The organism is Achromobacter sp. D10 (genome assembly GCF_035282245.1).
GTDB classification, from domain to species: Bacteria; Pseudomonadota; Gammaproteobacteria; order Burkholderiales; family Burkholderiaceae_B; genus Achromobacter; species Achromobacter insolitus.
Map to the genome: position 1 here is coordinate 1 of NZ_JAYJLE010000012.1, position 23,880 is coordinate 23,880.

General features: G+C 65.3%; 18 protein-coding genes. 13 read left to right on the forward strand and 5 right to left on the reverse strand.

Annotated elements, in window-relative coordinates:
• The coding region (locus VCS63_RS24105; protein WP_323881177.1) for an autotransporter-associated beta strand repeat-containing protein at positions 1-5,001 on the reverse strand (5,001 nt) is incomplete at its 3' end.
• A gap of 308 nt (positions 5,002-5,309) precedes the next feature.
• Between VCS63_RS24105 and VCS63_RS24110 the strand changes: the two genes are divergently transcribed.
• Positions 5,310-6,968 (forward strand): CYTH and CHAD domain-containing protein, encoded by a 1,659-nt coding sequence (locus tag VCS63_RS24110; RefSeq protein ID WP_063642819.1) that lies wholly within the window; start codon positions 5,310-5,312, stop codon positions 6,966-6,968.
• An 84-nt stretch (positions 6,969-7,052) separates the two neighbouring features.
• On the opposite strand, the gene ftsY is transcribed toward VCS63_RS24110, so the two are convergent.
• The gene (gene ftsY / locus VCS63_RS24115) at positions 7,053-8,177 is read right to left on the reverse strand and encodes a signal recognition particle-docking protein FtsY (RefSeq protein WP_416379210.1); all 1,125 of its coding nucleotides are present in this window, start codon (positions 8,175-8,177) and stop codon (positions 7,053-7,055) included.
• A gap of 283 nt (positions 8,178-8,460) precedes the next feature.
• Between ftsY and rsmD the strand changes: the two genes are divergently transcribed.
• From rsmD to VCS63_RS24135, 4 genes are all read left to right on the forward strand, one after another.
• Positions 8,461-9,027 carry a 16S rRNA (guanine(966)-N(2))-methyltransferase RsmD gene (rsmD, locus tag VCS63_RS24120; RefSeq protein WP_042795126.1) on the forward strand — a complete coding sequence of 189 codons (567 nt, stop codon included), beginning with the start codon at positions 8,461-8,463 and terminating at the stop codon, positions 9,025-9,027.
• A gap of 58 nt (positions 9,028-9,085) precedes the next feature.
• A complete protein-coding gene (coaD, locus tag VCS63_RS24125) occupies positions 9,086-9,589 on the forward strand; it encodes a pantetheine-phosphate adenylyltransferase (RefSeq protein WP_013396175.1) in 504 nt (167 codons plus the stop codon).
• 124 nt (positions 9,590-9,713) lie between these two features.
• Complete coding sequence (locus tag VCS63_RS24130; protein ID WP_042795127.1) at positions 9,714-9,965, forward strand: YfhL family 4Fe-4S dicluster ferredoxin; 252 nt, start codon at positions 9,714-9,716, stop codon at positions 9,963-9,965.
• Positions 9,962-11,185: a benzoate/H(+) symporter BenE family transporter gene (locus VCS63_RS24135; protein ID WP_042795128.1), complete on the forward strand. Its 1,224-nt coding sequence runs from the start codon at positions 9,962-9,964 to the stop codon at positions 11,183-11,185. The genes VCS63_RS24130 and VCS63_RS24135 overlap by 4 nt, the downstream gene beginning before the upstream one ends.
• 29 nt (positions 11,186-11,214) lie before the next feature.
• On the opposite strand, the gene VCS63_RS24140 is transcribed toward VCS63_RS24135, so the two are convergent.
• Positions 11,215-11,601 carry an MOSC N-terminal beta barrel domain-containing protein gene (locus VCS63_RS24140; RefSeq protein ID WP_042795129.1) on the reverse strand — a complete coding sequence of 129 codons (387 nt, stop codon included), beginning with the start codon at positions 11,599-11,601 and terminating at the stop codon, positions 11,215-11,217.
• On the reverse strand, positions 11,598-14,111 hold the full coding sequence (locus VCS63_RS24145) for an AsmA family protein (RefSeq protein ID WP_042795130.1): 2,514 nt from the start codon (positions 14,109-14,111) through the stop codon (positions 11,598-11,600). Before VCS63_RS24145 ends, VCS63_RS24140 begins: the two co-directional genes overlap by 4 nt.
• A gap of 391 nt (positions 14,112-14,502) precedes the next feature.
• Between VCS63_RS24145 and VCS63_RS24150 the strand changes: the two genes are divergently transcribed.
• A complete protein-coding gene (locus tag VCS63_RS24150) occupies positions 14,503-16,101 on the forward strand; it encodes an MDR family MFS transporter (RefSeq protein WP_042795131.1) in 1,599 nt (532 codons plus the stop codon).
• 3 nt (positions 16,102-16,104) lie between these two features.
• Positions 16,105-16,551 (forward strand): MarR family winged helix-turn-helix transcriptional regulator, encoded by a 447-nt coding sequence (locus tag VCS63_RS24155; protein ID WP_042795132.1) that lies wholly within the window; start codon positions 16,105-16,107, stop codon positions 16,549-16,551.
• 40 nt (positions 16,552-16,591) lie between these two features.
• Here the strand turns inward: VCS63_RS24155 and VCS63_RS24160 are convergent, their stop codons facing one another.
• Entirely contained in the window at positions 16,592-17,488 is an 897-nt protein-coding gene (locus tag VCS63_RS24160; protein WP_323881182.1) for a LysR family transcriptional regulator, read from the reverse strand.
• 104 nt (positions 17,489-17,592) lie between these two features.
• Here VCS63_RS24160 and VCS63_RS24165 point away from each other — a divergent pair, with 104 nt between their 5' ends.
• The 6 genes from VCS63_RS24165 (at position 17,593) to VCS63_RS24190 (ending at position 23,838) form a co-directional block, all read left to right on the forward strand.
• The gene (locus VCS63_RS24165; RefSeq protein ID WP_243759317.1) at positions 17,593-18,282 is read left to right on the forward strand and encodes an RraA family protein; all 690 of its coding nucleotides are present in this window, start codon (positions 17,593-17,595) and stop codon (positions 18,280-18,282) included.
• 40 nt (positions 18,283-18,322) lie between these two features.
• Positions 18,323-19,300, forward strand: coding sequence for a tripartite tricarboxylate transporter substrate binding protein (locus VCS63_RS24170; protein ID WP_323881184.1), 978 nt, complete (start codon positions 18,323-18,325; stop codon positions 19,298-19,300).
• Position 19,301: 1 nt separating this feature from the next.
• Positions 19,302-19,934, forward strand: coding sequence for an RraA family protein (locus VCS63_RS24175; RefSeq protein ID WP_323881186.1), 633 nt, complete (start codon positions 19,302-19,304; stop codon positions 19,932-19,934).
• A gap of 112 nt (positions 19,935-20,046) precedes the next feature.
• Positions 20,047-20,802 (forward strand): sulfite exporter TauE/SafE family protein, encoded by a 756-nt coding sequence (locus tag VCS63_RS24180; RefSeq protein ID WP_323881188.1) that lies wholly within the window; start codon positions 20,047-20,049, stop codon positions 20,800-20,802.
• Positions 20,803-21,214: 412 nt separating this feature from the next.
• Complete coding sequence (locus VCS63_RS24185) at positions 21,215-22,372, forward strand: STY4528 family pathogenicity island replication protein (RefSeq protein ID WP_323881190.1); 1,158 nt, start codon at positions 21,215-21,217, stop codon at positions 22,370-22,372.
• 602 nt (positions 22,373-22,974) lie between these two features.
• Complete coding sequence (locus tag VCS63_RS24190; RefSeq protein ID WP_323881192.1) at positions 22,975-23,838, forward strand: integrase domain-containing protein; 864 nt, start codon at positions 22,975-22,977, stop codon at positions 23,836-23,838.
• Positions 23,839-23,880: the final 42 nt, after the last annotated feature.

A 23,880-nucleotide genomic window follows, 5' to 3' on the forward strand; every position in this document is an offset into this window, starting at 1 on the left:
GATCGTCGTACCGCCGTCATGGCTATTGCTGCCGCTCAAGACGAGAGTGCCCCCGCCCTGTTTCACGAGACCGGCTCCGTCCGAAACCGTAGAGGTAAGGCCCAGCGTCGTGCCTGCCGCCACGTCGAAGCGGCCGGTTTGCGCCAGCACGACCGCTCGCGCGATATCGAATGTGCCTGTGGTCGCCAGCGTGCCACCGCTGAATACCAGTGCGCCGGCCGCGGCGCCCAGGCTGGCATCGCTGCCTACACGCAGGGTGCCGTCAGCGAGGATTGTGCCTCCGCTGTAGTCATTGCCGCCGCTCATGACCAGTGTGCCGGCGCCGCCCTTGATGAGCGCGCCGTTACCCGACACCGTACCGCCCAATCCCAACGTCGTGCCTGCGCGAACATCGAACATTCCCGCCTGTGTCAGCAGGACGGCACGCGAACTGTCGAAGCTGCCGGTGGTTGCCAGCATCCCGGCGTTCAAGGTCAGGCTGCCGGCCGTCGCGCCGAGATTGGCGTCGCGCTCGACCTGCAGCATGCCACCTTCGATCCTCGTGCCGCCGGCGTAGGTATTGACGCCGGTCAGGCTCAATCTTCCGGCACCCGATGCGGTCAGCGAGCCTGAGCCCGAAACGTCGCCCCTGAAAATGCCATCGACCGTCTGTTGGAAAACCAGCGCGCCGTCATTGATGACATTGCCAGAAATCGAAGCGGCATCGCCGATCAGCGAGCCACGCTGGACCCAGGTATTGCGGTAGGCATTGGCTGCGTTGTCCAGGCGCAGGACGCCCGCGCCTGCCTTGACCAGGTCGGCGCTGCCCGACACCTGGCCAGTCAGGGTCAGGACATTGCCGGCGGCCACGTCGACATTGCCCGCCTGCGCGAGCGTAATGGCGCGCGAGGAGGAAAAGGACCCGGTCGTGGCCAACGTGCCCCCGCCGAACGTCAAGCTGCCGCCCGCGACGCCCAGATTATCGTCGCGGCTCACCTGCAGCGTGCCATCCAGGATTGCCGTGCCGCCACCATAACTATTGGAGCCGCCCAGGACCAAGGCCCCAGCCCCGCGCTTGACGAGCCTGCCGCCGCCTAGAACCGCGCCGCTCACCCCCAGCGTAGTGCCGGTAGAGACGTCAAAGCCCGCATCCGGTGATATCCCGAGGGCGATGGAGCGCGAAATCCCAAAGGATGTCGTCGTCGCCAGCGTGCCGCCGTTGATGATAAGAAGACTGTTCGCCGCGCCGAGGCTGGAGTCATGCGCAATCCGCAGCGTGCCGCCGTCCAGCATCGTGCCGCCGGCGTGGGTGTTTCCGCTGCGCAAGCTCAGCGTGCCGCTGCCCTTTTTGACGAGCATGCCATTGCCCGAAACCTCGCCGTTCAAGCCCAGCGTTGCGCTGCCCGCCACGTCGATGATTCCCGCATTCTCCAGGGTTAACGCGCGCGAGGTATCGAATGACCCGATACTGGCCAAGGTGCCGCCCCGCAGGGTCAGTCCGGCTGCGGCGGCGCCCAGGTTCGCGTCGCGGTCCACCCGCAGCGTACCGCCATCGATTCGCGTACCGCCGGAGTAGCTGTTGGCGCCGCTCAACACCAAGGTTCCTGCGCCGGCTTTGGTAAGGGTCCGCCCGTCCCAGCCCGTCGCGCCATTAGCCGCCTGGTCAGCGAGCGCCGCGCGCACCTCGAACTCGTCCGTCGCGTCGGTCAGGGTGAACGTGCCGTGCGCCAGATTGTTGCCGGTCAGCCAGCTCAGGCCATAAGAGGCGAGGTATCGCAGGTTATCCGCGGACTTGCGGGTATTGACGCCTAGATAATCCACGGTGCCTGCGTAGCCTCCCACGCTCACCGATCCGAAGTCTCCAGTGATGCCCGAGCCGGTCTCGATCAGGACTACGTCTGACAGGCTCGCGCCATTGATACCCCGGATGGCAAGCGAGACGCCGTCACCCAAGGTCACGCTGCCGGCCGTGATGGCAGGTCCACCCGCTCCCGCCGCGATGTCCAGGGCCGTGTGATCGGCCATGCCGATATCGCCCGCCACCGCCAGCGTCGCCGGACCTTGCACCGACAAAACGCTACCCGTCCCCGCCACGCTCAGGTTGCCGCCGAGGCGGCTGGCCGCGCCCCCGAGCTCGTTGCCGAACTGCAATGCGCCGCCGGCCACTTGAGCCGAGCCGCCGAGCGCGCCGATCACCACCAGCTTACCGTTCCACACCTTGGTATGGCCCGTGTACGAAGCATGGTTGCCGGTCAGTTCCAGTGTGCCTGTACCGGTCTTCTCCAGCACTCCGTCTCCGAAGAGTGAGCCGCCAAAGGTTCCGTCGGCCAACTGTTGGAACACTAACGTACCGTGGTTCTCGACATTGCCCCGGACGGAAGTCGCGCTGCCGATCAGCATGCCCGACTGGATCCGGGTATTGCTGTAAGTGTTGCCCCCGTTGGTCAGGTGCAGCGTGCCCGCGCCGGTCTTGATCAAGTCGCCGCCGCCCGACACTCCTCCCGCCAGCAACAGCGTGTGGCCGGTCGCCACGTCGACGCGGCCGGACTGCGCCAACGTAAAGGCGCGCGAGGTTATGAATGAGTTCGAGACCGCCAGCCCGCCGCCGTCGAACACCACGGCGCCCGTGGCGTTGCCCAGGTTTTCATTACGATCGACCTGCAGCATGCCACCGGTGATCAAGGTGCCGCCGCTATAGGTGTTGGCGCCGCTCAGAACCAGCGTGCCGTTACCCGCCTTGGTCAGCGTCCTGCCGTTCCAGCCCGTTGCGATATTGGCTGCCTGGTCCGTAAGCGCCACGCCCAGTTGGAACCGGTCCGGCGCATTGGCAAGCGTGAACGTGCCGTGGGCCAGGTTGTTATTGGCTGTCCAGCTTGGCGCGTAGGTCGCTCGGTACTGCAAGTCGTCGGCCGACTTGCGCGTATTGACCGTGAGATAGTCCACAGGGCCCGTGAATCCGCCCACGCTCACCGCCGCGAAATCGCCGGTGATGCCACTGGTGGAATCAATGAGCACGGCATCGAGTTGGCTCTCGTCGGCAATGCCGCTCAGCTTGAATGTCACGCCGTCGCCCAGCGTCACGGTGTTGGCGCGCAGGGACGGGCCGCCGGTACCGGCTTTCACGTCCAGAATGGTGCCGTCGGCCAAGTCGATATTTCCCGCCACTGCCAGCGTCGCAGGGCCTTGCACCGACAACGTACTGCTGGCGCCGGCAACCCGCAGGTCGCCGGTCAGGTTGCTGGCCACGCCCACCGCGCCGTCGCCGTATTGCAATGTGCCGCCCGTCACTTCCGCCGAACCGCCCAGCGAGCCCAGCACCACCAGTTTGCCGCCGGATACGGTCGTCCTGCCCTTGAAGCCGCTGCTGGCGCCGGACAGCAAGGTGGTGCCGGCGACCTGGTTGACGCGATGCGAGGAGCCGCTGTTGGTCCCGCTGTCCAGCGCGGCGGAAAAGCGGTAGCCGGCGTCGGTGTGGTTGAAGTTCAAGGTGGCGTCCCCCGCGCCGAACTGGATCGCGGAAGCATTGATCACGCCGGCGCCGGCCGCAGCCAGGCCGGCATGCCCACCGATGTTGATCGTGCCGGAGGGGCGGTAGAACAGGAAAGTGCTGGGCGCCAATACGATGGCCCCGGTTCCGCTCGCGCCGACGTTGACCTCTCCCTCGTCCGCGACCGTCAGGCTGCCGGAGTTCACGCCGAGCCCATACCCCAAGGTCATCGAACCCAGGTTGTTCCAGACGGCCCCGCCTCCCCTGACCTCCACGTTACCGACGCTGCCATCCATGCTGCCGACGTAGCTGTCGGTGTTTGAAACGACGCCGCCATTCTGGATGCTGAGCAGTCCGCGCCCGCCCATGTCGCCCACCCGCAGGAAGCCGCTATTGGTCCAGGCCGATCCCGGCCCGCGCACCGTGACGGATCCGTCGCCACCGGCGTTGCGGCCCACGTAGCCATCGACGCTGGTCAACTGCCCCTGGTTCTGGACGGACACCGTGCCGCCGCCGCCGTCCGCGCCAACCAGCAGCGCCAAGGTGTTATTCCAGGTGGACGCGGAGACGGTCACTTGCGCCGAGCCGTTCTGCGCGGCATTGACCGAGCCGAAGCGGTTGGAAACCAGGCCGCCGTTCTGGATGGTCAGCCATCCCTGGCCCGTGCCGCCGACGAAGAGGTTGTCCGAAACGGTCCATTCGGCGTCGGCGCCGGCAACAAGCACCCCTGCCGTATTGCCCGCCGCCGCGCCGCCGTCGATTTTTGCCTCGGCAGAACCCAGCTTGTCGAGGATGCGCAACTGCCCGCCACGGGCTGTCACGACGCCCTGGAAACCGGCGCTATCGCCCGTCAGGAAGGTCGTGCCGGCGTAGTGATTGATGGCGCCCGCGCCCGGTCCGCTGCTGGCAAGGCGCGTGCTGAAGGTGGTCGAGGAACTGGTGTTGAAATTGAGCGTGCCCATGCCCGCCCCGAAACGGATTTCGTCCGCGGACAGCGTGCCCGCGAGGGCGGGTGCGGCTCCAGGCGCCGCGCCGATGTTGATCGTGCCGGTCCCGCCCGCGACCGGGGCCAGCGAGACGATCCCGCCGCCGACGACGACCAGCGATCCGCCATCGACGAGATTCAGCGTTCCGGTGCCGCCGGCGCCGATGGACAGGTCCCTGTACACCGACCAGGAAGACGTCGAGCCCGTCACAGTGGCCGTGCCGATTCCGCCCGGCCCGGTGCCGATCCCGCCCGCTGCGCTGTAAAGGCGGCCTCCGTTGAGTACGGTGATTTCGCCGGAGCGGGTGTTGCCGACCATAAGGTCCACGGCGGCGTTCCACCCCGCCGCATTATCAGGCAGGACATCGCCCGAAGCGATGATCGTCACCTGCGCCCAGGCTGGCGACGAACCGCAGGCGGCGGCCAGCGCAACCATCGCCCCCAGCGCCCGACTGCGGCCCCGGCTCTTGCCATGCCCGCGGGCATGTTCGCCCACGACCTGCCACAGCCCTGCGCTGCGGTTGAAGACAATGCGATAGATACGGTTCATTGCGCTCTTCTGGACGGTAACAAGCGCCGGCGGAACGGTCGCCGCCGGTTATGACGGGCGGCAGGCACGAGAGGGACGGCGCGAAACTTACAATTAGAAAAGCGATTCGTAACATTGCATATCACTGAAACTAGGTAATTCGAGCGCCCGCGCTGGAGCAATTTCCAGCCTGGCTGGAGCCTGGGGCGGGCGGATTGTTGATGCACCGCAAAGCCGTCTATGCTCTGTGTGAACTAAATATGACCGGTCATCAAATCCCCGCCCCGTTTGATTAAGATCTCGGCTTTTGCCGTTGGACACTTGCCGCCATGTCGGAACAGGAATTGAAACTGCACGTGCCCGCGGCTTCCCGCCAGGCCGTCCTGCGAGAGATCAAGCAACGCGAAGCCACGCGCATCCGCCTGCACGCCATGTATTTCGATACGCCCGAACGCGAACTCGCGCGGGCGCGCATCGCCATCCGCCTGCGCCAGGAAGGCCGCGACTGGGTGCAGACACTGAAGATGCCAGGCATCAACGCCATCACGCGCATCGAACTCAATCATCCGCGGCCGGGTCCGGTGCTGGATCTGTCGGTGTATGCGGGCACCGAGGTCGAGGCCGCGCTGGCCGCCATCAAGGGCGAATTGGGCCTGCGGTATGAAACCGACGTGCAGCGCCTGCTGCGCAAGGTCCGCACGCGTTACGGCACGGTGGAGCTGGCCTACGACACCGGCATCCTGCGCGCCGGCGCGCTGGAGCTGCCCATCTCTGAACTGGAATTCGAACTGGTGTCTGGGCGGCCGGCGGCCATCTTCGCGGCGGCTCGCGGGTGGCAGCAGCGCCACAGCCTGGTGCTCGATCCGCGCAGCAAATCCGAACGCGGCGACGCGCTGGCCCAACTGGCGCAGCGCCTGGCCGATGCCGACGCCATCCCCGGCGATGATCTCGAAGCCCGCCGCGCGCAAGCCATCGCGCAGTTCTGGGCGCCGCGCGGCGCGGCGTCGGTCAAGCTGCGCGAAGACATGACCGCGCCCCAGGCCATGGCGCGCGTTGCCGCGGAATGCCTGGACCAGATCGCGCGCAACGCGGCGGTACTGGCCGAAGTCGATACCGAAGGCGTATACCGCGCCGGCAACTCCGAACACGTGCACCAGCTGCGCGTGGGCGTACGCCGCCTGCGTTCAGCCTGGAAGCTGTTCGATGGCTGGATAGCGCCTATCCCCGATGGCCTGCTCCAAGGCGTGCGCACGCACTTCGCCGCTTTCGGCGCCAACCGCGACCAGGACGTGCTGAACGAAACGGTGGCGCCCGCGCTCATGCGCGCCGGCATGCCGGTCATTCCCATGGAAGCCCCACCGCCGGAGCAGGACGCGCGCAGCATCGCTGGTGGCAAGGCCTTCCAGGCCTGGATGCTGGACCTGCTGGAATGGAGCCTGGACGTGCCGCCGGCCCTGCCTGCCGCGGATGGCCAGGCCATCGCCAATGGCACGCCCAGCGACACCGCGCCCGAACCCGCCATCCGCTTGGAAGGCGGCGTGGCCGGCCCTAGCGTCAGGCCCACCATCATTCCCATGCTGGCGCCGGAACCCGATCCGCAGCGCCTGCACAAACAACTGGCGCGACGCCTGCACCGCTGGCACAGCAAGGTCGCCGACCAAGGCACGCAATTCGCGACGCTGGACATCCCAACGCGCCATGAATTGCGCAAACGCGGCAAGCGCCTGCGATACAGCCTGGCGTTCGCCGAATCGCTGCTGCCCGCCGGCAAGCTGCGCGGCTATCGCAAATTGTTGTCGCGAGTGCAGGACGTGCTGGGCGAAATCAACGATCTTGCAGTGGCCAAGGACTACTACGAGTCGTGTACCGCCACCCACCCGCAAGCCTGGTTCGCCTTGGGCTGGATCAGCGCCCGCCTGCAGGAACTGGCGGACGACGCGCAGCAGGCATTCGACGACCTGGCGGCAAGCAAACCTTTCTGGAAGTAAAGCAGGCTTGAATACAAAAGGGACGGCTTGCGCCGTCCCTTTGCTTTTGCCCCACCCGGCGCAAGCGCGCCGGACTCATGGACATCAATCCGCCAGCAAGGCCCCGGCGAATTCGTCAGCCACAAAGGGCTGCAGGTCTTCCAGGCTTTCGCCCACGCCGATCCAGTACACCGGAATCGGACGCACGCCCTGGCTGCCCGCGGCCACGGCAGCCAGCGTGCCGCCCTTGGCGGTGCCGTCCAGCTTGGTCACGACCAGGCCGGTCAGATTGATCGCGGCGTCAAAGGCGCGGATCTGCGCCAAGGCGTTCTGGCCGGTATTGCCGTCCACCACCAGCAGCACCTCGTGCGGCGCCGCGGCATCCGCCTTGCCGATGACGCGGCGGATCTTCTTGAGTTCTTCCATCAGGTGCAGTTGGGTGGGCAGGCGGCCGGCGGTGTCGACCATCACCACGCCCATGCCACGCGCGCGGCCGGCATTGACGGCATCGAACGCTACGGCTGCGGGATCGCCGCCGTCCTGCGAGATCACCGTCACGTTGTTGCGGCTGCCCCATTCGATAAGCTGCTCGCGCGCCGCTGCGCGGAAAGTATCGCCCGCAGCCAACAGCACGCTGGCGCCCTGGCGCTGAAAGGTATGGGCCAGCTTGCCGATCGACGTGGTCTTGCCCGCGCCGTTGACGCCGGCGATCATGACGACCAGCGGCTGCGTGCGCTTCAAATCGAATGCGCGCTCCAGCGGACGCAGGTGGTCGGCCAGCAACTGGCGCAGCGCCGCCTTCACCTTGGCCGGGTCCTCGATGCGCTCTTTTTTCACGCGGGCGCGCAGCGCGGTCAGGAGCTTTTCGGTAGCCTCCAGGCCCGCATCGGCCATAATGAGCGCCGACTCGAGTTCCTCGAACAGGTTCTCGTCGACCTTCACGCCGACGAAAATACCGCCAATGCTCTGACCCGTGCGCGACAGCCCCTGTTTCAGGCGGGACAGCCACGACGCCTTCTTGGGCGCTTCCGCGGCGGCTTCGACAATGGGCGCGGGGGCAACCGCCGAAGGCGCTGCCGGCGCGGGATTCGGCGCCAAAGCCGTTGCCGGGGCAGTCGCCGGTGCAGGCACCGGCGCCACGGCGGCCGGCGCGCTGGGCGCAGGAGCTGCAATGGGAGCAGGCGGCGGTGGCGGCGCGAATGATGGCGCTGACGTTGCAGGCGCCGCGATTGCAGGCGCCGCGGTTACAGGCGCTGCCGGGGCTGAAGCGGGCGCGGCGGCAGGCGCCGCCGGCGGGGCGACAACCGGCGCGGCCGCAGGCGGGACCACGGCAGCAGGTTCTATGCTGGGTTCGCGGCGCGGTTCGGTGGCAACCGGCGCCGGCGGCGCGGGTATGGCCGGCGCGGGGGCGGGCTCGGCAGGCGCGGTTACGGCGTCTGCAGCCTCCGGCGGCGGCGCGGGCTGGGCCGGCGCGGCGGGCGGAGGGGATTTTTTCTTGAAGAAGCGGCTAAACATGGGTAACAAGTATATTCGTATCGTCGGGGGCCAATACAGACGCACCCCCATCGCCGTGCCCGACGTGGAGACGCTGCGCCCCACGCCCGACCGGGTGCGCGAAACGCTGTTCAACTGGCTCAATCACCTGTGGGGCGGCGACTTTGCCGACAAGCAGGTGCTGGATCTGTTCGCCGGCAGCGGCGCCCTGGGTTTCGAGGCGGCCTCGCGCGGCGTGGCGCATGTGCAGATGGTCGAGCGGGACAAGACCGCCGCGTCCGCGCTGCGGACACTGCGCGACAAGCTCAAAGCCGACATGATACGCATCCACGTGGGCGATGCCATGCAGGTCGCCGAACGGATGGATGCGTCCCGATTTGACCTCATCCTCCTGGATCCTCCCTTCGGCCAGGGGTGGCTACCGCGCCTGTGGCCAATTCTGCCGGGCATTCTGACCGAGCATGGGCTAGTCTACGTAGAGGCGGAAAGCCCCATTGAAGCCCCCGAAGGATTCACGATCTTGCGGCAGGACAAGGCAGGCGCGGTCCACTACCACCTGCTGGAATTTGCTGCATTGCGCAAATAGGTCAATAATCCGAGCTTCGGAGGATGGTGTACACCACTAATAACGGTACGGAGCTCGTATGATCACCGCTGTATATCCCGGCACTTTCGACCCGCTGACCAGAGGCCACGAGGATCTGGTCCGCCGTGCCGCCACGCTTTTCGACAAAGTCGTGGTCGGGATCGCCATAAGCCGCAACAAGAAGCCTTTCTTCAGCATCGACGAGCGCGTGGAAATTGCGCGCGAAGTGCTGGGGCACTATCCCAACGTGGAAGTGCAGAGTTTCGGCGGCCTGCTCAAGGACTTTGTGCGCGACCAGGGCGGCCGCGTGATCGTGCGCGGCCTGCGTGCCGTGTCCGACTTTGAATACGAATTCCAGATGGCCGGCATGAACCGCCATCTGCTGCCCGACGTCGAAACGCTGTTCATGACGCCCTCGGACCAATACCAGTTCATCTCCGGCACCATCGTGCGAGAAATCGCGCAGTTGGGCGGCGACGTGAGCAAGTTCGTGTTCCCCTCGGTGGAACGCTGGCTGCAGGAAAAGGCCAAGGAACGCCGCGAACAGTCCTGGCCGGGCTAAACCCGCCCCCAGGCGTTGCTCCACCCTCGAAGGGCGCGTAAAGCGCCCTTCTTGCGCTGCGCGGCCAAGGCGGGCCGCGGCAGTACAATGCGCTTAGCCCCATCCGCCCACACCGCTGCCCGCCATGGCCCTGACCATCACCGAAGAATGCATCAATTGCGACGTTTGCGAGCCCCAGTGCCCGAACGAAGCAATCTCCATGGGCGAGGATTATTACGTCATCGACCCCGACCGGTGCACGGAATGCGTGGGCCACCACGACGAGCCGCAATGCAAAGTCGTATGTCCCGTGGAATGCATCGAACTGCACCCGCAATGGAATGAAGGCCAGGAACAACTCATGGCAAAGTACCGTCGCCTGACCGGTGCAGCATGAGCGACGCCGCGCAGTCCAGCATCAACCTCCCTCCTTCCCGCCACCACGCCCGCCGCGACCTGTCCGCATCGGCCATCGCCGCCGGCCTGGTCGCCGTCCTGGTCAGCTTTGGCGGCACCGCCGTACTGATGGTGCAGGCCGGCCATACCGCAGGCCTGGATTCCGCTCACATCGGTTCCTGGATCGGCTCGCTCAGCCTCGCGTTCGGCCTGGGCGGAGCCTTGTACAGCCTGCGCACGGGCCTGCCCATCGTCATGGCCTGGTCCACGCCCGGAGCAGCCCTGCTGGTCACCGCGCTGGCCGGCGTTCCGTTCAACGAGGCCATCGGCGCCTTCGTCCTGGCGGCCGCGCTGACGCTGGCCTGCGGCCTGTTCGGCTGGATCGATCCCATCCTGCGCCGCATTCCCGGCGAAATCGCGGCAGCCATGTTGGCAGGGGTGTTGCTCAACTTCGGCATGGGCGTTTTCAGCAACATCAAACAACAGCCCGCGCTGGTACTGGCAATGTGCGCCGCCTATCTGCTCTGCCGGCGCTGGGCGCCGCGCTACGCGGTGCTGGTCGTCATGCTGGTGGCCATCGCAATCGCTTTCGGCCTGGACCTCATCCAGCTGGACCTGCTGGATTGGCGCCTGACCGAATTCGTCTGGACGACGCCGGCCTTCAGCGCGCAAGCCGCGGTCAGCCTGGGCATTCCGTTGTTCGTCGTCGCCATGGCGTCGCAGAACCTGCCCGGCCTGGCCATCCTGCAGGCCGCGGGCTACCAGCCGCCCGCCTCGCGCCTGGTCGCTGCGACCGGCTTTCTGGGCCTCCTGGCCGCGCCATTCGGCGCGCACAGCGTCACGATGGGCGCCATCAGCGCGGCCATCTGCACCGGTCCCGAAGCGCATGCGGACCCGTCCAAACGCTACATCGCCGCAGCCACCTACGGACTGGGCTATGTGGTTCTGAGCGTGGTAGCCGGCGCCGTGGCCGTTTTCTTCCAGGCCCTGCCCGCCGCCCTGCTGGCGGCGCTGGCCGGATTGGCCCTGCTGGGTACCATCATGGGCGGCATGGCCGCCGCCATGGCAAACCCGCAACGCCGCGAAGCCGCGCTCATCACGCTGCTGGCCACGGCATCGGGTTTCAGTTTCTGGGGTATCGGTTCGGCCTTCTGGGGCCTGATGGCGGGCCTGCTGGCCCACGCGGCATTCGAGTACAAGCGCTCGGGCGCCCAGGCCTGAGCCAGCCCGGGGGGCCGGTTCTGGCCGGTTCAGGCCGGCCAGGCGGCCACGGGCGTATCCGGATGCACCTTCATGATCCGGCAGGGCACCTGGACGAAGTTCGAAATCCAGGCAGCGGCCAGTTCTCCTTCGTCGATCACGTCGACCACCTGCTCGCCCACCCTCATGCTGTAGCGCACGCTGTCGTCGTCTTCGATGACGTCCAGCGGGATGTCCATGCGCAGCATGCCCGGCGCCTTCAAGACCAGATAGCCCAGTCGCAGCTCGACCGACACGTCGGCCAATCGCGGGCACAGGGCGCGGTTCAGCCACTGGCCGGAATCATTGGCCACCAGCCATTGGCGATGGTAGCCCGCGGCCTCGGCTTGCGTCGTGGAGCCGCATTCGGCCACGGGTTGAAAGTTTCCGGCGTTCATTTACCCAGCAATCCCTTCAAGGCCTTGTCGACGGCGGCGCCGCCCTTGCCCTTGCCCGTCACGGCTTCGCGCAGCTTGTTTTCCAGGCTGCGCTGGAGGATGCCGCCGATGGCATCCTTCCAGAGCAAGGTGTAGGTCGGCTTGTCGAACGGACCCTTGACGTGCACGGGAATGGTCACGTCCTTCAGGTCGATCAGTTCCTTGCCTTCGGGGTCGGCGGCCGGATTGACGACGCGCGCGCGCGCCACCAGGTCCAGCTCGCTCTTGACGAAGTCAATGATGGCGGGATCCCCTTGCGTCACGCGCAGCAAGGGCGACACGACGTTCAGGCGCTTGACCGCGGCCACGCCCTTGGTGAAGGCCAGGTCCGCGTCCATTTCAGAGAATTCCGTCTGCTTGCTGGTATCGGACGCCACGGTTTCGTTCTGCGATTCCGGCTTGAAGGCGGCCTTCAGGTCGCGCAGCGTCTGCGTCAGATTGATGCCCTTGACCGCGCCGTCGCGCAGGCGCAATTGCATGGTGCCGCCCAAGCCGCTCTTCATGGCGTAGGCATTGGCGCCGGCCGTCTTCAGGTCCAGCGCCAGGCTGCCCGTGCCGCTCAGCACGTTCTGGCGCGCCACGTCCATCAGGAACGGTTCGATCGCGATACCGGCCAGCGACATCTTGGTGGCCAACTGATTGCCCTGCGCGGCATCCACCGACAGCGTGCCCGCCAGCTTGCCGCCGTAGAGTCCGGCCGTCAGGCTGGAAATGTCCAGCTTGCCTTTGTCCAGCTTGACCGCCGCGCCGACGTCGTCAGCCTTCAGGCCACGCACGACCAGCTTGCCGACCTTGATCGTGCCATTGACGCTGGGGCCGACCAGCGCCGACAGATCGATCGTGTCGTCCGCAGGCTTGGCCGGAGCCGGGGCCGGTTGCGCCGGCTTCCCTTCTTCCTTCTTGGCATCGGCCGGTTGCTTGGCCGCGGGCTGCGCCGGCGTTGCGGCGGCAGGCGGCACCAGCTTGTCCAGATCCAGCGTATCCACCACCAACGCGAAATTCACCCGCGGCGAATCGCTCAGTTTGGTGATGTCCGCGCTCAGGTCGAACTTGCCGCCTTCCAGCACGGCGTTGATCTTGCTGGTGGCCTGATCCTTCAACAGGTCCGCCGTCACGCTGCCGATCACGGGGATCTGCAGGCTGCCCTTGGGCAGGCCCGGATCCGTGATGTTGACGTCGCCGCGCAAGCCTGACAGGCCGCCGCTACGCTGCAGGAGATTCAAGGACAGCGGCGAGGCGAAGTTCAGCTTGACGACCCGCTCGCCATTCTTGGAGGTGCTGTCCAGCTTGGCTTCCTTGATGTCCAGCTCGCCGGCGTTGCCGCTGATGCCGTTCAGACCGAAGCTCGCATCCAGGCCGCTGATGCGCACGCGGCCCGTCAGGGCTTCTCCCGTGGCCGAGGCCGGGGAGATATTGAGCGCCGGAGCGTCCACGGCAAATTCGAAGGGGCCATCCTCCACGCCGCCCTTGGCGCGGATTGCCAGCTTTTCGATCTGCAATTGGCTCTTGTGCGGATCGATCGCCAGCTTGGGAATGGCCACGCTGGCGTCCACATTGGTGGCGCGCGCGGCGGGATCGGTAACGTCGCCCTGGAACACGACCTCCAGGCCAGCCACGTCCAGTGCCGATTTCTGGCCGTTGAAGGCCAGGTTGCCGCGCATGGCCAGGCTCTTGGCCTCGGCGCCCGGCAGCTTGCCGTCCATGCGCAGGTCCAGCTTCTGCGCGGCATAGCGCTTAGCGGACGGATCCAGCGTCAGCAGGGCCTGGCCGGTCAGGTTGGCATCCACGCGCGGATTGCCGCCCTCGACGCGCGCGGTCAGACGCACGTCAAACGGCTGGTTGAAGGTGACGCGGCCGGTATTGGCGTTGATCTTGGTGACAGCCACCGCCATGCCCGTGATGGCGTCCTGCAGTTGCACCTGGCCGTCCTTCAGGTCGAGGCCGGCGATGTCGATCTGCATGTTGTTGCGCGGCTGCGGCAAATTGCCGTTGGCCAGGGCCTGCACAGCGCTCTGGGCCGCGCCCGCCAGCGCTTCGGCGGGATTGGCCGGCGCCGCCGTGACCGGCGCCGTGCCGCCCACGAGATTGCTGAAATTGAAATGGCCCTGCTTGTCCCGCACCACCCGAGCCTTCAGTCCGCTGATGGCCACGTGGTCCACGACAAAACTGTTGGACAACAGCGGCCACACCGCGACCGCCAGGCGGGTGCTGTCGATGGAAGCGAAGATTTCCGGGCTGTCAGGCTCGGATAGCGATACGCCCTGCACCGACAAGCCGATGCGCGGGAAGAGCGACAGCTCGATCTCGCCGTCGATCGTCAACGTGCGTTGATAGCGTTGCTGGACAAGCTCTTCCAGCTTGTACTTGTACGCGTTGGGGTCGAATGTCAGCAAGAAGATGGCCAGGCCAACGACGGCCACGACAACCAACACTACCAGGCCTATCAAAATGCGCTTGAACCACGTTTTCATTGCTGCCCCGTCGGTACCTCGACTGGATATCCTTGAATGCCGTCCGCAGCGCCAGGCGCGCGGAAGGTGCTTTATCGGCGGAACCCGCCCGGCCTGTGTAGCCATGGCCTTTCAGGGCGTGCCCGCTCTTATGCCGAGCCTGGGGCTGCGGCGCAAAAAATGGGGATCTGCCATGGAAAGCCTGATGAAGACGCCAGCTAGGCCAGCGTACAGATAGCGCTATCGTAACAAATCGGGCCGGCTTCGCGAGAATCGCCGCGCCAGCCGGGACAAAATCATCCATTTGGCCGCCGGCTCGCCTCCGGAAAACCGGCGCCGAAGCTGACAACTTTCTGTCTCGCGGATTGTAGGGCTAGAATGATTGATACATCAATCATTGATAGATCCAGCAATGTCCGCCCCCGCTCCCAGCACGCCGCATTCGCCCGGCCAGGTGCTTCCTTTCCGCCAAACACTGCTCGCCATGCTGGGCATGTGCTTCGTCATGATGATGGTCGCGATCGACCAGACCGTGGTCGGCACCGCCCTCCCGACCATTGTGGCCGAACTCAAAGGCTTCGAACTGTATGCATGGGTAGCGACGTCTTACCTGCTGACCTCCGTCATCACCGTTCCCATCTTCGGCCGGCTGGGCGATTACTACGGGCGCAAGCCCTTCGTGGTCGCGGCGATCGTGCTGTTCACCTTTGCCTCGGTGCTGTGCGGCGCGGCCGATAGCATGTTCACGCTGGTCCTGGCCCGGGCATTGCAAGGCATAGGCGGCGGCATGCTGGTGGGCACCGCCTTCGCGTCCATTCCCGACCTGTTTCCCGACCCCCACGTGCGGCTGCGCTGGCAGGTCATGCTCAGTTCCGCCTTCGGCATCGCCAACGCGGTGGGCCCCACCCTGGGCGGCGCGCTGACGGAACACTACGGCTGGCGTTCGGTGTTCTACGTCAACCTGCCCATCGGCATACTCGGCCTCTGGTTCGTCGGGCGCTACCTGCCGCACTTGCGCAACCATGCAACGGGCCGCGTGCGGCTGGATTGGCAAGGCGCCCTGCTTATCGCGCTGGCGCTGGGCAGCCTGCAGTTGCTGGTCGAGCTGCTGCCCAAGGAAGGGCTGAGCGGATCCCTGATGCTGCTGGGCGCGGGCAGCGTGATCGCCTTCGCGGTATTGATCTGGTGGGAACGGCGCTGTCCTCACCCGCTGCTGCCGCTGGACATGTTCCGCAATCGCGGCCTGGCGATGCTTTTCACGCTTGCCCTGCTGGTGGGCGTGACCATGTATTCGCTGCTGTTCTATGCCCCGCTGCTGCTGCAGGGCGGTTTCGGGCTGTCGCCCCAGGACGCGGGCCTGCTCATTACCCCCATGGTGGTCTTCATCACCGTGGGCAGCATCGTCAACGGCCGCATCATCACGCGTATCCGCAATCCCAACTGCATGCTGTACGCGGGCTTCATCCTGATGGCGTTTTCATGCCTGGGCATTGTTACCACCCATAGCTATACGTCACATGCCCTGATCGCCGTCTACATGCTCATGGCCGGCCTGGGCATGGGTTTCATCATGCCCAATCTGACTGTGTTTGCGCAGCAGACCGCGGGACGCAGCCACCTCGGCATCGCAACGGCCCTGCTGCAATCGCTGCGCATGATCGGCGGCATGCTGGGCACGGCTATCGTCGGCACCATGGTCAGCCACAGCTACTTCAGCGGCGTGGAATCCACGCTGCGCGGCGCTTCCGCCCGCTGGCTACCCGAGCTGAACGATCCTCAGATGCTGGTCAATCCCGAGGCCCAGACGCAGTTCCTGGCACAATTGGCGCATCAAGGCCAGGACGGCACGTCGTTGATCGAAATCGCGCGCGTCGCGCTCGTTGGCGCCATCCATGAAGGACAGCTCATCGCCCTGGCGGTCGCCGTGTTTGCGCTCTGGTGCGTGCGGCGCGTGCCGCCAGTCCAATTGATCCGTCCTTCCAAACCAGAGCCGGCCGGCGTCGGAGAATAGCTTTTGCCCAAACAACAACAAGGCTTGCAAGTCATTCAGCACATGGGACAGGCCTACCGTGGCATGCAAAGCGCCTTCAGCAGCACGGTCGGCCACGCTTTACCCCGCTGGCGCATTCTGCTGGCCCTGCATGAATGCGGCCAGTGTTCACAAAAGCATCTGGCTGAACGGTGCCGGCTCGATCCCGCCTCGCTCACGCGCCAGCTACAAGCCATGCAGAAACTGGGCTGGATCGCGCGCGAAGTGGATCCGCAAGACAACCGCCTGACCAACGCCCGCCTCACGCCCGCCGGACAGGTGGTGGTGGACGAAGCCCTGCCAAGGCGCGCGGCATTCTTCGAAGAATCGCTCAAAGGACTGTCGGCGGCCGATATCGACACGTTGAACCGCGTGCTCAGCGTGCTGGAAGCGAACTTCCTGCGAGCGGCGGACAAGGCGCCTCAAGCCTGAGGCCGCGCAGTGCCTGCCGCGCCCCTCCCGGCGGGCACCTTCAGCGCTGGTCCGACTGCGCGGAAATGATCGCCATGAAGTCATCCGCCAGCCGATGCGTGGCGCCTTTGGCGCGCACCGCATACACCTGCGCCGTCGCCGTCAGGCCCTGGACCGGCAGGTACAGGATGTCGCTGCGGCTGTCATCCGCCACGGATTTTCCGACCAGCGCATACCCCAGGCCGGCCGCCACAAGGCCCAGCGCGGTGTGGATTTCCTTCGCCTCGTATCCCACGCGCACCTTTGCGCCCGCCTGCTCCAGCGCCTGCATGGTGGACCGGGCAAAGCTGCTTTCCGGATCCTTTGGATAGCTGATGAAGGCCATGCCGGCCAGATCACCGGGCGTGAGGCGCTTGCGCTTGGCCAGCGTCCCCGAAAACGGCACCGCGGCGACCAGCCCATCGTCGAACAACGGAAAGTAATCCAGGTCGTCCTCTTCTATGCGTGGCCCCATCGCGCGCGACAGGCCCACATGGATAAGACCGCTACGCAAGGCCTCTGCCTGGTGCTCGCTGAGGATCTCTGTCAGGTCGATGCGCACCTTGGGGAGATCGGCCTTCATCTTGCGCACCGCATCGGGCAGCACCGAAAAAATGGTCGAGCGCGTGAAACCGATACTGAGCCAGCCGAAATGGCCGGCGGCCATGTCCTGCGCCTCGTCGAACAAGCGCGCTGCATCGGCCAGCAAGGCCTTGGCCTTGGGATAAATGAAGCGCCCCAGCGGCGTCAGCGTCATGGGCCGAGTGGAACGATCGAACACCTTGGCGCCCAGCATGGCTTCCAGTTGTCCCAGCTGCATGCTGACCGCCGTGGGGACCACGTGCAGACGCTGCGCCGCCACGTTGGCATTGCGGGTCTCAACTACTTCGCAAAAGAACTGCAAGGATTTCAAGTTCATGGAAATTGATCTTACGCTCAAAAACGCTTGATTGCTTTCCACTTTTCGTTAGCTGAACATGGAATTACAGGCACGCATCGCCGCGCCCACACCTGGAGCTTCCGTTGATTCCCGATTTGAACGAACCCGAATGGCTGCGTCTGGCCCGCGGCCTTTCCACCGCCGAGGTTTCCGATGCCCTCGATTACTACGAGCTGCCCGGCAGCGCGCTGGGCATCCGGCCTGTCGCCGGTCCGGCCCGCATTTTCGGCCTGGCCTACACCGTCCGCTTCGCGCCGATAGACCACGCCCAACCCGGCACGGTCGGCGACTTCATCGACCGCCTGCAACCCGGCACGGTTGCCGTCCTGGACAACGGCGGCCGCATGGACTGCACCGTGTGGGGCGGCATCCTCAGCCGCCTGGCCGCGCACAAGCACATTGCCGGCACCGTCGTGCATGGCGTATGCCGCGATACGGCCGAGGCCGACGAGGCCGGCTATCCGCTTTACGCCCGCGGCGCCTTCATGCGCACGGGCAAGGACCGCGTGCAGGTCCAGGCTTATGAAGAGGCCGTCACGCTGGGCGACGTGCGCGTCAGTCCGGGAGATCTGCTGATCGGCGACGCGGACGGCCTCGTAGTGGTGCCACGCGAGCGCATGCAGCAAGTGCTGTCCAAAGCCCTGGAAACACGGACGCTGGAAGGCCGGATATTGGAAGCAGCTCTGAACGGCATGCCGCTGGCCGAAGCGCGCAGGCAGTTCGGCTACCACACACTGCAACGCTCGCCGGACCGGCTGACGGCCCCGTCCTGACATCGACGCCAACAACAACACCATAATCCAAGGAGACAAAATGTCGATCAACCGCAAGCTGAGCGCAGGCATTCTCTGCGTGGCGACGGCCGCCGCCGCCGCGCCCGCCATGGCGCAAGACCCGTATCCCTGCCAACTCGTCAAGATCATCTCGCCCTATCCGCCGGGGGGCACCACCGACATCCTGGCGCGCCTGGTCGCGCCCGGCCTGGCCGATGAGCTCGGCACCAACGTCATTGTCGAAAACAAGGGCGGCGCCAGCAGCAATATCGGAACCCAGTACGTCACCACCGCCGCGCCCGACGGCTGCACCCTGCTCCTGGGCAACAACACCGGCGTCGTCATCAACCGCAACCTGTACAAGCTGCGCAACGACCCCGTCAGCGCACTGGCGCCGGTCGCGGAAGTGGCGGCGGTTCCGTTGGTGCTCTATGTCAACGCCTCGGTGCCGGTCAAGACCGCCGACGAGCTTTTCACGCTGATCCGTAGCAAGCCGGGCGAGTTCAATTTCGCATCCGGCGGCAGCGGCAGTCCGCAGCACCTGATGGGCGAGATGCTCAAGCTCGACCTGAAACTTGAGATGACCCACATTCCCTACCGCGGCCAGGGCCCGGCGCTGGCCGACGTGATCGCGGGCCAGGTGCCCGTGGCCTTCGAAACCACTACCGCCATCGCGCCGCAGCTTGGTTCCGGCCGTATCCGCGCCCTGGCCACCACCGGCGAAGCCCGCTCCAAGAGCCTGCCCGACGTGCCGACCATGAAGGAACTCGGCCACGCCAATTTCGTGATCGAGAACTGGTATGGCATCTTCGCGCCCGCGCAGACGCCCGCTGCGCTGATCCAGCGCCTCAACCAAGGGATAGTGAAGACCCTGCAAAGCCCGGCGCTGGCCAAGAACCTGGATGAAATGGGCTCCGACAACGTTGCCGGCACGCCCGAACAGTTCGCCAGCTTCATCGCCCGCGAACTGCCTTACTGGGAATCGCTGGTCAAGCGCACCGGCGCAAAGGTGGACTGACATGACCGATTCGCTTGCCACCCTGCGCCAGCTGGGCGCGGCCACCATCTACGAAGCCCAGGGCGCCAAGGGCGCTCTGGATCACGGCATCAAGCCCATCGATCCCACGGTGCGTCTCGCCGGCCCTGCCCTTACGGTGGACTGCCGCCCCGCCGACAATCTCATGTTGCACTATGCGGTTCAGAAGGCGCGCCCCGGCGATGTGCTCGTGGTCGACGCCAAGGCCTTCATGGAAGCCGGCCCCTGGGGCGATGTGCTCACGCTGCAAGCCATGCAGGTCGGCATCGCCGGACTCGTGATCAACGGCTGCGTGCGCGACGCGAACTTGATCATCGAACTGGGTTTTCCCCTGTTTTGCCGAGGCCTGTCGATCAAGGGCACCGGCAAATTCCAACCCGGTCGGATCAATGTGCCGATCACCATCGGCGACACGCTCATCCATCCCGGCGACTACATCGTGGGCGACCGCGACGGCGTCGCCGTCATCCCCGCGGGCGAACTCGAGCAAACCTTGTCGCGCAGCCTTGCCCGCGAGGAAAAAGAAGCCGGGCAACGCAAGGCGATAGAGCAAGGCGTCTACACCACCGAGCTGCTGGGATTGACGGACACGCTGCGCAGGCTGAGCCTGGAGTGAGCGTGAAGCCATAAGCCTCGCGGTATCGGCCCATAGCAAAAGCCGATTTTCGAAGGACGAGGATCGCCGAGAATACAGAACCCCTTCCGCAGCAGGCGTGAAGAGAACGGCAATGGATTCTGTGTATCTGGTGGTCACCCTGGGCGCGGTCACGGCGGGCTTCGTCCAGGGCCTGTCGGGCTTCGCGTTCGGCCTGGTGGCGATGTCGTTCTGGGCCTGGGTGCTGGACCCGCGCATGGCAGCGACGCTTGCCGTCTTTGGCGCCCTGGTCGGACAGATACTCGCCGCCATTACCGTGCGGCGCGGATTCGACCTGCGGCGCCTGCTGCCTTTCGTCCTGGGTGGACTGCTGGGCATTCCGCTAGGGGTCGCGCTGCTGCCGCGGCTGGACATGGACTGGTTCAAGGCCATACTCGGCGCCCTGCTCGTGGTCTGGTGCCCCGCCATGCTGTGCGCGAAAAGCCTGCCACGCATATCCGTCGGCGGCCGGGCCGCCGATGCGGCCGTGGGCATGGCCGGCGGCGTACTGGGTGGAATCGGCGGATTCGCGGGCACCTTGCCCACGCTCTGGTGCACCTTGCGTGGTTTTGAAAAGGACGCGCAGCGCGCCATCATCCAGAACTTCAATCTGTCCATGCTGTTGGTAACCATGGGCACATATCTGGCAAGCGGCATCGTCACACGCGCCATGCTGCCCCTCTTCGCCATCGTGGCCGCCGCCATGCTGGTTCCCACGCTGCTGGGCGCCAGGCTTTACATCGGCATCAGCGAAGCGCGCTTCCGGCAAATCGTGCTGGGGCTGCTGACGGCATCGGGACTGGCACTGCTCGCTTCGGCGCTACCGCGCCTGCTGGAACGCCTGGCATAGTTGCGCGCATTCCGCGAGCATGAGGGGAAGGGCCAGCTTCGATCGATGCAATGAAAAACACCCCAAGATTGGACCGGGATCCAATCTTGGGGTGTCTGCCGAAATACAGTGACGAGAGTCGTCAGACGTTGATCACACGTTTATAAACGTTGATCGGTCGGCAGAGGCTTGTGAACACTAGGTTTCGCGGGGAAATCGGGCCACGGCCTTTGCGGGAATCGCTGGAAGTACCCCCAGTTGTACCCCCATAGGGATGTCGGGATGATAGATCAGTCTGGATGTCAGTGCCAGCGCTGCACCCGGCAGAATAAAACGGTTATGGCGCAGACCGCATTGTTGGCTGACGCATGGAACGGTACGCGATGAGATGCAGGAGAACGGGCCGCTGTGGCCCATACCTTGGAGAACGCTCATGGCAGACCACCACACCCGCCACAACCCGCCTGGACAGGACGCCCTGTTCGCCACGCCGGCATCGCTCATGCTCGATGCCCGCCTCACGCCGCTGGAGCGCAATGGTTGGCAAGTTCTGCGCATGCTGCGCTCTGCGGAAGGCATCAGCCCGCTGGCGAACCTGGGGCAGTTGCGCCGCTATCTCACCTCTACCCCGCTGGGGCAGAGGGCCGGGTACGAGACGGCCCGGCGCGTTCTCGTCGTGCGTCGGCTGACGGGGTGGATCAGTCTAGTGGGCCAGCAACGCGACCCGCTGACCGGCCATGTGCTCAGCGAGCTGTACCAGGTTCACGAAAGCCCCCTGGACTTCCAACAAGCCTGCGCACTCGATGCCAGTCTGTCCGCGCTTCTGCAAGGGTCTATCGGCCACGAAAACAACCAGGTGGATCGGGTGGCCGTCCACATTCAGGCAGTGCTGACGCAGGCACCTGAAGCCGCCTCCATTGCGACCCACGGTCAGCGCCACGATGACGATGATTTGCCCCCTACGCCGCCGTCGCCGGCAAGCGAGGCAGCCGACCCACTGCCATTGTCTGGCGACTCCGCTGGCAGCACGCTTGTTCCGCAACAGACCGGACACGCTCGCCACATGACGGCTGAGCCGGGCGGTACGTATAAGACGTATATGTATAAAAAAGAACGTACGTACCGCGCGCGCGAGGGCGACGGCGATCCGGCATCGCAGTCGGTGAGCTTGCCGCCCTGCCTGAGCAATGCCCAGGCAGATCAGAAAAAGGACGTGCAGGCCGCCTTGCGGCGGCTGCCGCCGCAGCATCGCCAGGAAGTGCTCGACGAGTTGCAGGCACGCAGCCAGAGTGGCACCGTGCGCAATGTCGTGGCCTACTTCTTCGCCTTGGTGAAGCGCGTCTTTGCGGGCGAGTTCCGCTTGTGGGCAGGTCGTAAGGAGACATCTGCCGCCCCACGGCCTGCCGAAAATCGGCCTGCAGCTCCGCCGCGCACCGCAGACCGCCCAGAACCGACTGCGCAACCGGCATCACGTGAAACCGCCCTGGCGCACATCGCAAACATCCGCAAGATCATGAACACCTCGACGAACGCTGGGGACATCGCAGCGCAGGCAATGCAGGCCAGGGGATGGCAGCCGCATCCTGCGTAGTAAATGCTGCCGCAAAATGGGGCGTCACTGCACGCCGCAGTGACGCCCCCACGCACACGAGCAACAATGCGGGCGAACGCCAGATCCCATTGTGTGCGGCATACATGATGATGGCCGCCCTACACTGACCGGGCAGTCGCCAAGACCGATGGGCTTCGTACATCGGTGCCCCCCAACGGCGCAGGTTCCTGCAAGCGCTGGCCCGACAGGGTGGAGCCACCCCAGGTATGCCCAGGCTCCGACCGCATATCGGCCCTACTCAGGGCAGAGCCTTCTTCGTCAGTTTGAACTCATCCCTGCCGCGCCATCTGGCGCACTGTCCTTTGCGGCAATTGCCTGTGCGCAACGCACAGGGTTCCCGCTGCATTTCTCATCCCACTCACTTCATAGGAGGACTCGTCCACGTTCGCATCACTTTCGTCTTGTCGTACCCCCGTCCGGGCTTCCAGCAGGGAGCAAGACGGACGCCTCATTCGAGGCTCTGGTGTCTCCTGAACACCATGCCCTTGCCCTCACGGGATCTCGCCTTGGCGAGCTGGCACCAACACTAACCACTGAATTTCAGGACAACGCAGTACGGCGCTTTGCTTGGAGGCCGGAAGATGGACGACTTGACCTACACCCTGCGGCAGCTTTGCCAGCGCAACCGTGACGGCAGCCACAACACACAGGCTGACCGGATGCGTTCGCTGTCGTTGGCCGCGCGGCAACTGCGCGAGGCTGGTTTCAGGCAGATGAAGGCATCGTCGCTCAAGGGCAAGCACGCCCAGGCGCTGCTGGATCGCTGGCAGGGCGAAGGCTTGGCGTCTGGCACCATCAAGAATCGACTCTCTCACTTGCGCTGGTGGGCCGAGAAGATCGGCAAGGCCGGCATTCTGCCGGCGGACAACACGCAACTCGGCGTGGCCGAGCGCCGCTATGTGACCAACATCAATAAGGCCCAAGAACTGGGCACAGGTATTGAACAGGTCACCGACGCGCACGTACGCATGAGCCTTCAGCTACAGGCCGCCTTCGGATTGCGTCGGGAGGAAGCGATCAAGTTCCAGCCCAGTTACGCGGATCGGGGCGACCACATCGCCCTCAAGGGATCGTGGACCAAGGGCGGTCGGGAGCGAACTGTGCCCATCACCACGACAGAGCAACGCGACGCGCTCCACGCAGCACACCGCCTGGCGGGCACAGGATCACTGATCCCGGCAAACAAAACCTACATCCAGCAGCGGCACGTCTACGATGGACAGTGCAAGGCGGCGGGTCTGAGTCATATGCATGGCCTTCGGCATCAGTACGCGCAAAGCCGTTATGAGACTCTGACGGGGTGGTCAGCACCTGCAGCGGGTGGGCCACCCGTCAGGACGCTGAGCGATACACAGCGAACCCAGGATACCGCAGCACGACAAATCATCAGCCGAGAGCTTGGACACGAGCGGTTGCAAGTCACTGCTATCTACCTTGGAAAGTAGGCCTTGCCAGTCTGCTTGAACTCCACCACCTCGTTTTCCCAG

What these genes read in the sequence shown, in the direction of transcription:
- VCS63_RS24110 (WP_063642819.1), top strand. Translation starts at nt 5,310, where the DNA reads ATGTCGGAACAGGAATTGAAACTGCACGTGCCCGCGGCTTCCCGCCAG.
- rsmD (WP_042795126.1), top strand. Translation starts at nt 8,461, where the DNA reads ATGGGTAACAAGTATATTCGTATCGTCGGGGGCCAATACAGACGCACC.
- coaD (WP_013396175.1), top strand. Translation starts at nt 9,086, where the DNA reads ATGATCACCGCTGTATATCCCGGCACTTTCGACCCGCTGACCAGAGGC.
- VCS63_RS24130 (WP_042795127.1), top strand. Translation starts at nt 9,714, where the DNA reads ATGGCCCTGACCATCACCGAAGAATGCATCAATTGCGACGTTTGCGAG.
- VCS63_RS24135 (WP_042795128.1), top strand. Translation starts at nt 9,962, where the DNA reads ATGAGCGACGCCGCGCAGTCCAGCATCAACCTCCCTCCTTCCCGCCAC.
- VCS63_RS24140 (WP_042795129.1), bottom strand. Translation starts at nt 11,601, where the DNA reads ATGAACGCCGGAAACTTTCAACCCGTGGCCGAATGCGGCTCCACGACG.
- VCS63_RS24145 (WP_042795130.1), bottom strand. Translation starts at nt 14,111, where the DNA reads ATGAAAACGTGGTTCAAGCGCATTTTGATAGGCCTGGTAGTGTTGGTT.
- VCS63_RS24150 (WP_042795131.1), top strand. Translation starts at nt 14,503, where the DNA reads ATGTCCGCCCCCGCTCCCAGCACGCCGCATTCGCCCGGCCAGGTGCTT.
- VCS63_RS24160 (WP_323881182.1), bottom strand. Translation starts at nt 17,488, where the DNA reads ATGAACTTGAAATCCTTGCAGTTCTTTTGCGAAGTAGTTGAGACCCGC.
- VCS63_RS24170 (WP_323881184.1), top strand. Translation starts at nt 18,323, where the DNA reads ATGTCGATCAACCGCAAGCTGAGCGCAGGCATTCTCTGCGTGGCGACG.
- VCS63_RS24175 (WP_323881186.1), top strand. Translation starts at nt 19,302, where the DNA reads ATGACCGATTCGCTTGCCACCCTGCGCCAGCTGGGCGCGGCCACCATC.
- VCS63_RS24180 (WP_323881188.1), top strand. Translation starts at nt 20,047, where the DNA reads ATGGATTCTGTGTATCTGGTGGTCACCCTGGGCGCGGTCACGGCGGGC.
- VCS63_RS24185 (WP_323881190.1), top strand. Translation starts at nt 21,215, where the DNA reads ATGGCAGACCACCACACCCGCCACAACCCGCCTGGACAGGACGCCCTG.
- VCS63_RS24190 (WP_323881192.1), top strand. Translation starts at nt 22,975, where the DNA reads ATGGACGACTTGACCTACACCCTGCGGCAGCTTTGCCAGCGCAACCGT.